The sequence below is a fragment of the Sporosarcina sp. genome (assembly GCF_029257255.1).
GTDB lineage: Bacteria > Bacillota > Bacilli > Bacillales_A > Planococcaceae > Sporosarcina.
Genome location: NZ_JARICI010000065.1, coordinates 1 through 11,660 on the forward strand (window position 1 = coordinate 1; position 11,660 = coordinate 11,660).

The 11,660-nt window shown below is 41.1% G+C and carries 13 protein-coding genes; 7 read left to right on the forward strand and 6 right to left on the reverse strand.

All coding sequences use genetic code 11. From position 1 onward, the window contains the following. Positions 1 to 5: 5 nt before the first annotated feature. The 3 genes from tkt to Q1J64_RS12800 all read left to right on the forward strand — a co-directional run bounded on the left by tkt (position 6) and on the right by Q1J64_RS12800 (position 2,958). Positions 6 to 2,000 carry a transketolase gene (gene tkt, locus Q1J64_RS12790; protein WP_301109523.1) on the forward strand — a complete coding sequence of 665 codons (1,995 nt, stop codon included), beginning with the start codon at positions 6 to 8 and terminating at the stop codon, positions 1,998 to 2,000. 169 nt (positions 2,001 to 2,169) lie between these two features. Next, positions 2,170 to 2,610 (forward strand): sporulation inhibitor of replication protein SirA, encoded by a 441-nt coding sequence (gene sirA, locus Q1J64_RS12795; protein WP_301109469.1) that lies wholly within the window; start codon positions 2,170 to 2,172, stop codon positions 2,608 to 2,610. A 111-nt stretch (positions 2,611 to 2,721) separates the two neighbouring features. Beyond that, positions 2,722 to 2,958 (forward strand): YneF family protein, encoded by a 237-nt coding sequence (locus tag Q1J64_RS12800; RefSeq protein ID WP_301109470.1) that lies wholly within the window; start codon positions 2,722 to 2,724, stop codon positions 2,956 to 2,958. A gap of 47 nt (positions 2,959 to 3,005) precedes the next feature. On the opposite strand, the gene Q1J64_RS12805 is transcribed toward Q1J64_RS12800, so the two are convergent. Together Q1J64_RS12805 and Q1J64_RS12810 are read right to left on the reverse strand one after the other, a co-directional pair. After that, positions 3,006 to 3,929: an alpha/beta hydrolase gene (locus tag Q1J64_RS12805; RefSeq protein ID WP_301109471.1), complete on the reverse strand. Its 924-nt coding sequence runs from the start codon at positions 3,927 to 3,929 to the stop codon at positions 3,006 to 3,008. 19 nt (positions 3,930 to 3,948) lie between these two features. Then, positions 3,949 to 4,848, reverse strand: coding sequence for a hydroxymethylglutaryl-CoA lyase (locus Q1J64_RS12810; RefSeq protein ID WP_301109472.1), 900 nt, complete (start codon positions 4,846 to 4,848; stop codon positions 3,949 to 3,951). Between the two features lie 128 nt (positions 4,849 to 4,976). Here Q1J64_RS12810 and Q1J64_RS12815 point away from each other — a divergent pair, with 128 nt between their 5' ends. The 3 genes from Q1J64_RS12815 (at position 4,977) to Q1J64_RS12825 (ending at position 6,609) form a co-directional block, all read left to right on the forward strand. Next, positions 4,977 to 5,234 carry a YqkE family protein gene (locus Q1J64_RS12815; RefSeq protein ID WP_301109473.1) on the forward strand — a complete coding sequence of 86 codons (258 nt, stop codon included), beginning with the start codon at positions 4,977 to 4,979 and terminating at the stop codon, positions 5,232 to 5,234. A gap of 76 nt (positions 5,235 to 5,310) precedes the next feature. Beyond that, complete coding sequence (locus Q1J64_RS12820; protein ID WP_301109474.1) at positions 5,311 to 5,697, forward strand: hypothetical protein; 387 nt, start codon at positions 5,311 to 5,313, stop codon at positions 5,695 to 5,697. 60 nt (positions 5,698 to 5,757) lie between these two features. After that, complete coding sequence (locus Q1J64_RS12825; RefSeq protein ID WP_301109475.1) at positions 5,758 to 6,609, forward strand: STAS domain-containing protein; 852 nt, start codon at positions 5,758 to 5,760, stop codon at positions 6,607 to 6,609. A gap of 38 nt (positions 6,610 to 6,647) precedes the next feature. Here the strand turns inward: Q1J64_RS12825 and serC are convergent, their stop codons facing one another. Beyond that, entirely contained in the window at positions 6,648 to 7,748 is a 1,101-nt protein-coding gene (gene serC / locus Q1J64_RS12830) for a 3-phosphoserine/phosphohydroxythreonine transaminase (protein ID WP_301109477.1), read from the reverse strand. A 218-nt stretch (positions 7,749 to 7,966) separates the two neighbouring features. On the opposite strand from serC, the gene ypfJ reads away from it, so the two are divergent. After that, complete coding sequence (ypfJ, locus tag Q1J64_RS12835; RefSeq protein WP_301109478.1) at positions 7,967 to 8,809, forward strand: KPN_02809 family neutral zinc metallopeptidase; 843 nt, start codon at positions 7,967 to 7,969, stop codon at positions 8,807 to 8,809. A gap of 42 nt (positions 8,810 to 8,851) precedes the next feature. Here ypfJ and Q1J64_RS12840 read toward each other — a convergent pair whose 3' ends face one another. From Q1J64_RS12840 to Q1J64_RS12850, 3 genes are all read right to left on the reverse strand, one after another. Continuing rightward, positions 8,852 to 10,135: an L-lactate MFS transporter gene (locus Q1J64_RS12840; RefSeq protein WP_301109479.1), complete on the reverse strand. Its 1,284-nt coding sequence runs from the start codon at positions 10,133 to 10,135 to the stop codon at positions 8,852 to 8,854. 185 nt (positions 10,136 to 10,320) lie between these two features. Next, positions 10,321 to 11,145, reverse strand: coding sequence for a formate dehydrogenase accessory sulfurtransferase FdhD (fdhD, locus tag Q1J64_RS12845; protein ID WP_301109480.1), 825 nt, complete (start codon positions 11,143 to 11,145; stop codon positions 10,321 to 10,323). Positions 11,146 to 11,159: 14 nt separating this feature from the next. Next, a complete protein-coding gene (locus tag Q1J64_RS12850) occupies positions 11,160 to 11,501 on the reverse strand; it encodes a Na-translocating system protein MpsC family protein (RefSeq protein ID WP_301109481.1) in 342 nt (113 codons plus the stop codon). Between the last annotated feature and the right edge of the window lie 159 nt (positions 11,502 to 11,660).

An 11,660-nucleotide genomic window follows, 5' to 3' on the forward strand; every position in this document is an offset into this window, starting at 1 on the left:
AAAAAATCGATCAACTGGCAATAACAACAATCCGAACGCTATCAATCGATGCGATCGAAAAAGCAAACTCCGGACACCCGGGTCTACCTATGGGTGCAGCACCAATGGCATATACGCTATGGACAAAGTTTTTACATCATAACCCATCAAATCCACAATGGTTCAACCGCGACCGTTTTGTTCTTTCAGCAGGCCACGGTTCGATGCTGCTCTACAGCTTGCTTCATTTAAGCGGTTATGGTTTGACAATCGACGATATTAAGAATTTCAGACAGTGGGATTCAAAAACACCGGGACACCCTGAATATGGTCACACAGCAGGTGTAGAAGCGACAACAGGGCCTCTAGGCCAAGGAATCGGTATGGCTGTAGGTATGGCAATGGCAGAGAAACATTTATCTGCAACATACAACAAACCTGGATTTGACATCGTGGATCATTACACTTACGCACTTTGCGGCGATGGTGATCTGATGGAAGGTGTAGCAGCTGAGGCAATTTCATTAGCCGGCCACTTGAAGCTAGACAAATTAATTGTACTTTATGATAGTAATGATATTTCATTGGATGGCGATCTAGGCATGTCATTCTCTGAAAATATCAAGAAACGTTTCGAATCATACGGCTGGAATTATCTTCGTGTAGACGACGGCAATGACATCAACTCTGTTTCCGGTGCAATTGAAGAAGCAAAAGGAAATGTTGGCGGTCCTACAATCATTGAAGTGAAAACGGTTATTGGATATGGTTCACCAAATAAATCGGGTAAATCTGACGTTCACGGTGCTCCACTTGGAGAAGAAGAATTAGCATTAACAAAAGATTACTACAAGTGGACATTTGAGGAAGATTTCCACGTTCCAGGCGAAGTATATGACCGTTTCAAAGAAACAACTGATGAGCTGGGTGTGAAATCAGAGAAACAGTGGAACGAACTGTTCAGTCAATATGAGAATGAGCATAAGGAATTGGCAGCACAATTGAAAACTGCAATGGCCAATGAACTTCCGACTGATCTCAAAGAAAGCATGCCTGTCTATGAGTCAGGTGCTTCAGTTGCAACCCGTTCAGCATCAGGAGAATCAATAAATGCATTAGCAAAAGCAATGCCTTCACTATTTGGCGGAAGTGCCGATCTTGCAGGATCAAATAAAACATCCATTAAGAACGCAGGAGACTTCTCTGCTGAAAATGCCGAAGGACGTAATATTTGGTTTGGTGTTCGCGAATTCGCAATGGGAACTGCATTAAATGGAATGGCTTTACACGGTGGAGTCACAGTTTTTGGCGGAACCTTCTTCGTATTCAGTGACTACGTCAGACCTGCCATTCGACTTTCTGCATTGATGGGCTTGCCTGTAACGTATGTTTTCACTCACGATAGTGTGGCAGTAGGAGAAGACGGACCTACACACGAACCTGTTGAACAGTTGGCTTCATTGCGTGCGATGCCAGGCTTATCAATTATTCGCCCTGCTGACGGTAATGAGACTTCTGCAGCTTGGTATACAGCTGCCACGTCTAAAGATACACCAACGGTTCTGGTACTTTCTAGACAAAATCTTAAAGTACTTCCTAAATCTAAAGAACTGGCAATGGACTTTGTACAAAAAGGGGCATATGTCGTGTCCCCAGCTACTAAAGAAACTGCCGATGGTATTTTAATCGCCAGCGGTTCTGAAGTTAGCTTAGCGGCAGAGGCTCAGCAGGCGTTAAAAGAACAAAACATCGATGTCAGCGTAGTCTCTATGCCATCTTGGGATCTCTTTGAAAAACAAGACCAGGCATATAAAGATTCCGTTCTTCCTAAATCAGTGAAGAAACGTCTGGCCATTGAAATGGGCGCGTCTCTTGGCTGGCATAAGTATGCCGGTGACGAAGGAGCAGTTCTGGCAATTGATACGTTCGGCGCAAGCGCACCTGGTGATCTTGTTATTGAAAAATATGGTTTCACTGTAGAAAATGTAGTGAAGAAATTTAAAGAACTTCAAAATCAATAATCCCTATAAATTACACATCTCTTCGTTGGAAAACGGAGGATGTGTTTTTCTTATACAATTCATGAAAAGAATTTCGCAGCTTTCCGACAATAATAGTGAGGAAGTTTTCCGCCATCTGACAAGAATTTAGTGAGACAAGCTCTATGATAGTAATCAGGAGGTGTTCGTTATGAGGAAATATGAAATTTTCAAAATAAAAGCAGAGTATCAATCCTTCATAATGGGACGTGAACGGTTACTATTTGATTTGTTAGCGGTGGGTCCTTCTACTAACTATCAGGAAATTGAATATTTATGTGATCAACTAAATGAATCGGAGCTGGATCAGCTGATCAAACAAAAACTTGGTAAAAGCTTTGATGCCATTGATTCCTGCCATAATGAGTATCGGTTAACACATTTGATTAAAGGTGAAGTTTTTATCAAGATGGGAACACACTGTATCCAAGTATATTGCCAAGGGTCCAGAATGCTAGATTTAGATTTATTTGTGGCTCTTTCCAGTTCAACAGACCGTTTTTTTGCGGTGATGAACGAGCAGGAAGAGTGCGGCTGGCTGAAACCGGTTAAGTATTCAGACCGGATAATCTTAGAAGACGCAGTAATGTGAAAACTTCTGAACAATTAGCGAACAGTTATTGCTATTCACTGCTGCTATGTTGTATAATCCTTCTTGGTAGTATGTAATCGAACTATTTTTAATGAGGGAGGTTTGGCAGCAATGACACTATGGATAGCAATTCTCTTGATCGTCGTCGCTTTGATCGGTGGGGTAACACTCGGCTTTTTCATCGCGCGTAAATATATGATGAATTATTTGAAGGAAAACCCACCAATTAATGAACAAATGTTACGTATGATGATGATGCAAATGGGACAGAAACCCTCACAAAAGAAAATCAATCAAATGATGGCACAAATGAACAAAGTTCAAGACAAGCCTGATAAAAAAAAATAAGCAAAAACTCCGTTACAGGCTAATTACCTTTTACGGAGTTTTTTATTTTAGCATAAGTGAAAACGATGCAGGAACGTCTGGACAGTACGTAAATACTGCTCTGGATTATCGTTATACGATTTCGCATGAGCACCTTTTTCGAACAGCTTCATCATTTTATCGCCTTCCTTTAATTCATACAACTCTTCCGTCATATGCGGCAATATAAAAGTATCTTCCATACTGTGTATGAAAAGGACAGGTTTATCAATAAATTTCATCACTTCACGAGGAGACACTGCAGCAGAGGTATAGCCGTCACGAATCTTCAAAAATAAGTTAGCAACGCGAAGGCTCATGGAAGTCTTAAACGGAAATTCAGTACGGATTATATGCAGCAGCTGTTCTGAGAAATCGGAGAACGGGCAGTCTGAAATATAGAAATCGGCCTGATCCTCGTATGTGCCGGCATACAATAGTGTCGTTGCAGCTCCCATCGATTCACCGTGTATTCCAATTAAGGCCCGTTTACCAACCCGTTTGCGCACCGCAGAAACTACTTCCTTCAAATCCATCTTTTCATAAAATCCAAAGCTTGTTGTCTTTCCTCCAGAATCACCATGCCGGCGATGATCAAAGATGACAGAATTGAAACCCAGACGCTCAAACAGCCTCGCATATTTAATAGAATTTACTTTATTTTCGGTGACGCCATGACAAATGACAACTGTCCGCGTCGTATCTAGCGGCCGTAAAAATATAGCACGAAGGTTATAGCCATTAGGGGACGGGATCCACATATTATCTTTACGCACCGTTTCAAACCACTGGCGGTCAAATCTTTTAGCAATTGTTTCTCTTTGCAAAATGAATTCGGAGTCTTTTATTTTCAGGTACATCAACTGATTCGTGACTAAAAATCCGAATATAGTCAGTATAGATGCAATCACACTGGAAATAATACCTGAAATATAGATCAATCTGCGCTTCAAGAAATTACCTCCTTTCTGTTTATTCTTTTCGTTTACTTAATTGATACATAGCAGTGGTTATGGGTCTTGAAAGGTGAGGGGCCACTTCGTCCACCGCAAGTATGACCTTCTGCAGATCGATTCCAGTATGGATATCTAGAGACTCTAAAAGGTACAAAACATCTTCTGTTGCTACATTTCCGGTTGCACCCGGAGCAAATGGACAGCCGCCTAAACCTCCTGCCGATGTATCGAAGCGGTCCACACCTGCTTGCAAAGACGCATAAATATTCGTCAGTCCCAGTTTTCGCGTATCATGAAAATGAGCTGTGATCAGTATATGAGGAAAACGTTCTTTCAGACTGTTGAATAATGAGTAGCTGACTACAGGATTCGCCATACCATCTGTATCTGCAACACTTAATTCATCTACATCCATATCTATAAATTGTTGACATAGGGCTATGGTCTGCTCAGGTTTAATCCACCCTTCATAAGGACAGTGAAAAGCAGTGGATATACAAGCACGAACAAAGTGCCCTTGCTGTTTCAACCGTTTAATAACAGGACGTAAAGCGTTAACAGCTTCCTCTGTCGTGCGATTAATATTCTTCTGGTTAAATGTATTACTGACACCAACAAATACAGCAATATTTTGAGCGCCTGCTTGAAGTGCAGTTTGAACTCCTTTGTCGTTAGGTGTCAGTACGATTTGTCTTCCATATTTTTTTGCTTTCCGGACAATCTCATCAGCATCTGCCATCTGCGGAACCCATTTTGGAGATACAAACGAGGTGAGTTCCATTTCTTTAATACCGGCCTTCTGAAGTGCATGGATATACGCCAGTTTACTGTCCGTGGAAATATTATTTTTTTCGTTTTGAAGGCCGTCACGCGGTCCTACCTCGATTAGTGTTACGTTTTTTGGTAGACTAAACATATAACATCCCTCCCTACCTCTATTGTACGTAAAAAAGAAGAATTAGGGCAATGGTTATACCTAGCGAATTTACATTACAAATCGCTTGAAATTGAATTATATAATACAGATAGAAAGCAGTGATAGATATGGCGAAAAAAGGGAAGAATATCAGTGTATCTAAGCCGAAGCAAGAAATGAAGGAAACTGGAAATTCACTTTCTGACTTATTGGGTGAGGATGTACTTGCGAAACTAAAAGATACAAAACAAATACTTGCAGCAGCTGACGAACAGAAAAAAGAGGAGGAAAGAGTAAAACGTATTCAAGAAAGAAAAGAACGGGAAAAAAATAAGAGTTTTGAAGAACTTTTAGAAGAATATGGTGATCAAGGGGCAAAATATTAAGTAATGTAGCGATTTACTCAGCGAAAAGGATATAGTAAACTGGTCTGAATTATTTACGAAAAAAGTGCCCAATGAAATGACCGAAACAGCAATTCTTCGACAACAATGTAAAAGTGTTCATCAAGCACCCCTTGAACATCAGATTGGAGAATGGATCAGAAATCACTTGGTATTGCTTGCTGAAAATGATTATATTCTTTGTTATGATTTTCCTAAAGACAAGGTTGAGCTTTTTTATGCAATTTTAAACGAAGCTCATGCTGAAAAGGCGAAAAATTCATCACGTCCGTGGAAGTATCTTCCTATTCCGGAAGAAACAAATTATCCTTATCCCATTGCACAGTATGAAAAAGAGTATGGTCAGATTTATTATGAGTCATTGTACAAATATATTACAGCACTCGGTGTGATTTTAAATATTTTCGATTTCGAAAAGCATCGCTTGGTCATTTCGATCAGGTGAAATTGTGATTAAATGTATGCACATGTAGATTATATCTAGAAGATTAGCGGGGGGAATAATATGAAACAGTTAGATGTAAAACTTTATGAGTTCTTATTAGCTAATTTCAACAATATTACAGACTCTTGGTTGGCAATGAGGGAAGTAGAAAATGGATCTATATATTCACTTGATGTGAATAATAAGCTGGAAGAAACGTTGCGTGAGCAAAATAAGCTCACGAATTTAACTATTACGAGTAGTTTGTTAGATGATCCAGAAATTTTTGAGAAAAATAAAAAGAAATGGGCTGCAGTGGTAGCTCTCAGCAGAGTTAACAGTAATACACCGATTGAAGATGTATTGTCGGCTTTGAGTAAAGTCCGTTTAGCTTACTGGAAATTTGTCGAAGAGTTTTATCATCTTCATGAGGACAGTGTGACAATTGAAGTCTATGTGCGCTGGAGCAAAACAATTAATAGTGCGTTCGATCAAGTTTATGTAGACTTTGCTGCAACATACAATAGATTTATTAGTAGAAAGTTTGATACACAGCAAACCTTGATCAATGAATTAAGCTCTCCAGTCATTAAGCTGACTGACAAAATTGGTGTGGTTCCGTTAGTGGGGGACATGGATGAATTGCGTGCGAGAATTATGCTCGAGAGTATTCCGGCAAAATGTCTGGAAGCTGATATTATTCATTTATACATCGATTTATCCGGTGTGACTGTTATTGATACGTTAGTCGCACAGCAAATATATCAAGTTACGCAAGTGTTGGAACTTCTTGGCACAGAAGCTATACTTACTGGGATCCGGCCAGAAATTGCTCATGCTTCTACTGAACTCGGCTTAGATTTTACGAACATTCAGACATTTAGTTCACTGCAGCAGGCATTTTCTAAAGAATTCAGCATAATTACCCATTAAAAAATCGGGGCTCCCTCATTAGAGAGAGCCCCGATTTTTTATTTCTGATGTTTTGCTTGAAAGTTCTTCATAAACTGCTCTAATGCCTGACATGCAGCAAGCGGTACAGAGTTGTAAGCAGAAGCACGGCATCCGCCAACAGAGCGATGTCCGTTGAGGCCGACAAAACCAGCTTCTTTTGCTTCAGCTAAAAATTGTTTCTCTAGAACTTCATCTGCTACCCGGAATGTAATATTCATCAGGGAGCGGCTGCCTTTTTCAGCATGTCCAGTGTAGAAGCCGCCACTGTTGTCGATCGCATCATAGATTAGCTTAGCTTTTTCCTCATTATTCTTTTGAATCTGCTCTAGGCCGCCTTGTTTTTCCATCCACCCAAGCACTTCACCCAACATATAAATACCGAATGAAGGGGGAGTGTTATATAGCGAGTTATTGGAAGCATGTGTGCTGTATTTCAAGATAGTAGGAATTGACTCATTCACATTTTCTAACAGGTCTTTTCGGATAATCGCAACCGTTACTCCGGAAGGACCGAGATTTTTCTGTGCACCGGCATAAATCATTCCAAACTTGCTAACATCGATCGGACGTGAAAGGATATCACTCGACATATCCGCAATTAATGGAACATCATTAGTCTCAGGGAATTCCTGGAACTGAGTTCCGAAAATCGTGTTGTTGGATGTGATATGAACATAAGCATCCTCTTCGTTCCAAGTAATTTCAGAAAGATCCGGAACTTTATTGTAGTTAGTTTCTTTTGTAGAAGCTGCTTCGTACACATCGCCAATTGTTTTACCTTCTTTTAACGCTTTATCAGACCATGCACCTGACATAACGTAAGCCGCTTTTTCTCCTGAAGCTAAAAAGTTCATTGGAATCATAGCGAATTGAAGACTTGCTCCGCCTTGCAATAATAGTACTTCGTAGTTCTCGGGAATAGAGAAAAGAGATTTCAAACGCTCGATTGCTTGATTATGTACTTCTTCATAAGTAGCGCTGCGATGACTCATCTCCATAATAGACATTCCGGAATCTTTAAAATCAACCAGTTCTGATTGTGCTTTCTCCAAAACTTCACGCGGAAGCGCTGACGGACCCGCGTTGAAATTATATACAGATTTCTTACTGCTCAACATAACCACTCCTTCATAAGTTTACAATACTAAAGTAAAGTATATATGAAAAAGCGGGCATGTGAAATAGATATCCCACCGTTTCACAATAATTTCATTATTCTTAGTGAATGCTGGCTTGTTTGCTCACTTCTAAAGATGGGTATGTTGAAATAAAAGCTAAATTGTTTAGTTTGCTCAGCAGACATTCCACAAGAGGAAAAAAGGGTGGAGGAGATTTTATGAAAACGGATGGACGCAGAAAGAGCTCAAACGTGGAAGACAGACGAGGCAGGAGCGGAGGAGGAGCAATCGCGCTAGGCGGCGGAGGGCTTGGTATTGTCGGTATAATCCTATTTTTAATACTTGGTGGTAACCCAACTGATCTATTAGGAAATGAATCTTCTGTCGGCAATGAACAGCCATATGTCGAAACAGAGCAGGACAAAGAATTGGCTGACTTTGTTTCAGTTGTGCTGGCTGATACGGAGGACATCTGGTCAGAGCAGTTTAAACAGGAAGGCCTGACATATAAGAATCCGACATTAGTATTATATACGGGACAAGTACAGACAGCCTGCGGTTTTGGCAGTGCAGCAGCGGGTCCGTTTTATTGTCCGAGTGATCAGAAATTATATATTGATCTGGAATTTTATAATGAACTGCAGAATTCTTTTAAAGCGCCAGGAGATTTTGCAATGGCTTACGTGGTAGCACATGAAGTCGGCCACCATGTTCAGACGCTGCTTGGTATTTCTGATCAGGTGATGCCGCTGCGCCAGAAACTCAGCGAAGAGGAATTTAATAAATACTTGGTCCGATTTGAATTACAGGCGGATTATTTTGCGGGGGTCTGGGCGCATCATGCGCAGGGACACGGTTACTTGGAGCAGGGAGATCTGCAGGAAGCCATCACTGCTGCCGGTGCAGTTGGTGACGATACAATTCAGAAACGTGCAAGAGGCTATGTGGTACCGGAAAGCTTTACTCACGGTACAGCGAAACAGCGTATTTACTGGTTCGAACGAGGCTTTAAGCTCGGTACTATAGAGGGTGGTGACACATTTAAAGAGAGCGAAAAATAAAAGCAGCGCATCTTTCTCGATTTGAGGGAGATGCGCTGTTATTTATTTTGTTGCGGCTGCTTGAGCCATTGCAGATGGATCAATACCTTCCTGTTCATTGCGAAGACGCTTCATGTCAACGCGGATCAATAATGAGATGACGAAGGCGACAGCAAATAGTCCGGCGAAGAACAACAGACTGCTCTCATAGCTGCCAGTTGTATCTTTCATCCAGGCTGCAAACATGGGGCCTGCCACTCCGGCAGCTGACCAGGCAGTTAAAATATAGCCATGGATCGCGCCAAGTTGTTTCGTTCCGAAAATATCTCCGATAAATGCCGGGATGGAAGCGAAACCTCCGCCGTAACAAGTGTAAATGACCGCCAGGATTATCTGGAACATAATCGCATTTGTCGTAAATGGCAGTACGGCAAATAAAACGAGCTGCAGGACGAAAAATGTCGTATACGTATTCGGACGGCCGATATAATCTGAAATGGCGGCCCATCCAAGACGTCCGGCACCGTTGAATATACCGAGTACACCAACTAGAGCGGCGGCCTGAACGGTCGTCATGCCAATACTGTCAATTGCCAGCGGTTTAGCGGCAGATAAAATAGCGATTCCGCATGTGACGTTGATAAACAGCATGAGCCATAAATAATAAAAACGCTTTGTTTTAACTGCCTGATTTGCAGTTAACTGGGCAAGATCCTTTTTGACTTCTGTTTTTCCAGAACGGACTTTTTCAATAAAGCCGGGAGGAGCCCAGCCTTCTTCCGGTTTCTCGAGGTAAAGAGAGGACAAAAGCATGATCGTGAAATAAGATATTCCGAGAATATAGAAAGTGTTTGTCAATCCAACATTGACGATTAAATATTCCATGATTGGACTGCTGATCGCTGCTGCGAAACCAAAGCCCATAATAGCTAGGCCAGTTGCAAGTCCTCGTCTGTCAGGAAACCATTTAACCAACGTGGAAACAGGGGCGATGTACCCGACACCTAAACCGATACCGCCAAGCATTCCATAGAAAATATAGAGCATAGGCAAAGAACCCATGCTTATCGCAAGCCCTGATCCAGTCACACCGATTCCGAAGAACGTCGCTGCCAGCAAGCCGGCCTTACGGGGACCATACTTCTCAACGAAGTGACCGAGAAAAGCTGCTGATAAGCCAAGGAAAAGAATGGCGATACTGAATGTCAGCTGCACTTGACTTGTTGTCCAGCCGAATTCTTCGATCAATGGATTGGTAAAGTTACTCCATGCGTACACTGACCCGATGGAAATGTGAATACCTACCGCAGATAAAGCGATTAACCATCTGTTCTTAGTCTTTTTCATACGATACCCTCCCTTTTATATTTAGTTTTATCATGATGACTTTTTGCACCGGAGACGTCTCTCTCTGTACAGATCTGTTAGGAAAATCCCCATTAATTGCTATAAACAAAATCTGTTTTAGCGATATTTAAGGTGCGAATTAGGATTAAGCTGTATATTAGTACCATTTCACAATATTGTCAATATTAATTTTTGTATGTACTTGGAAGAGGTTCCAAGTTATCTGAAAGTATTCGCCCGGGGTGTGTATATAAATTAAAAGACGTGCCGCGGATAAAACCAACCGTCGTAATCCCTAAATCTTCAGCCAGTGTCAGTGCTAATTCGGTCGGTGCAGATTTTGATAAGACAATTTCACAACCGATTTTTGCCACTTTCAAAAGAATTTCTGAAGAGATGCGACCGCTGAATACAATAATTTTATCCCGCACAGGAATTTTGTTTTTCAGACAATGGCCATAAATTTTATCCAGAGCATTATGTCGGCCGATATCCATTCTTGATAAAAGTAATTGATCAGGCTTGCAGAGAGCGGCATTGTGCACTCCGCCTGTATGCCGGAACATTTCTGCCTGCTCTTCCATTTCGTTCATTAGCGAGAAAATTTGGTTAGTTGTCAATTGCACAGAAATGCTGTCCATTTTTTTGGCTGTTAAGACATCGCTCGCAAAGATAAACCCTTGCCGGCTCATTCCGCAACAAGACGTAATATAGCGTTTATTCTGCAATTTTTCGAAAAATGGATAAACAATATCAGTACTCACATCAATAATTCCTTTTTCTTTATCTAGGCGAATTTCTTTGATCTGCTCCCATCTTGGTACAATTCCTTCAGAAGCGAGAAAACCAACAACCATGTCTTCTACGTATTCAGGTGTGCAGACGATGGTGGCAAACTCCTTATCATTCAACCTGATGGTAATCGCATATTCCACAGCCACTAGATCTTCCTTTGCAATAAATTGTCCATTCTGAAAGCGTATAATCGGCCGTTTCTGCTGCTGTTCCACACATTTTCCCCCTCTCACTCGATCGATCTGTCAAATAAAAATACCGAGACAGCAATATCATCATCAACCTTGAAATCACTGAATAAGTGTAAAAACTTTGCCTCGACCAATTCTTCCAAGCCTTCTGGCGGTGCTTTCTCATAGACAGCTTGGATCATACCGGTTCTTGCCATGTGCACCATTTCTTTTCCCTCAGACGTACTGGCAATGAATTTTTCAGTCGGCGTCAAATTGCCATAGAGTGTTGATACTGCCATATTATCAACAAAAATCGTATGAATTCTTTCAGGGCCTTTCCCGAATAGGTCTTTTCGCAACTTCCTGATAATATCATTGAACGCATGGACTTTTTTCATAAGTTTCCCTCGATTCCATTTACAGAATAGTCTATCTTTTAAATTATAGGCATTGTATTAAACGTCATTTTACTTTATACTAAACAGTAAGTCGATGATAGTTTGGTATGTGATTGCCAGATTATCATCATTTGTCTATTGTTTATATTAAATACGGAT

Excerpts from the sequence above, each read along its gene's own strand:
- sirA (WP_301109469.1), top strand. The coding sequence starts at position 2,170 with ATGAGGAAATATGAAATTTTCAAAATAAAAGCAGAGTATCAATCCTTC.
- Q1J64_RS12800 (WP_301109470.1), top strand. The coding sequence starts at position 2,722 with ATGACACTATGGATAGCAATTCTCTTGATCGTCGTCGCTTTGATCGGT.
- Q1J64_RS12810 (WP_301109472.1), bottom strand. The coding sequence starts at position 4,848 with ATGTTTAGTCTACCAAAAAACGTAACACTAATCGAGGTAGGACCGCGT.
- Q1J64_RS12815 (WP_301109473.1), top strand. The coding sequence starts at position 4,977 with ATGGCGAAAAAAGGGAAGAATATCAGTGTATCTAAGCCGAAGCAAGAA.
- Q1J64_RS12820 (WP_301109474.1), top strand. The coding sequence starts at position 5,311 with ATGACCGAAACAGCAATTCTTCGACAACAATGTAAAAGTGTTCATCAA.
- Q1J64_RS12825 (WP_301109475.1), top strand. The coding sequence starts at position 5,758 with ATGAAACAGTTAGATGTAAAACTTTATGAGTTCTTATTAGCTAATTTC.
- serC (WP_301109477.1), bottom strand. The coding sequence starts at position 7,748 with ATGTTGAGCAGTAAGAAATCTGTATATAATTTCAACGCGGGTCCGTCA.
- ypfJ (WP_301109478.1), top strand. The coding sequence starts at position 7,967 with ATGAAAACGGATGGACGCAGAAAGAGCTCAAACGTGGAAGACAGACGA.
- Q1J64_RS12840 (WP_301109479.1), bottom strand. The coding sequence starts at position 10,135 with ATGAAAAAGACTAAGAACAGATGGTTAATCGCTTTATCTGCGGTAGGT.
- Q1J64_RS12850 (WP_301109481.1), bottom strand. The coding sequence starts at position 11,501 with ATGAAAAAAGTCCATGCGTTCAATGATATTATCAGGAAGTTGCGAAAA.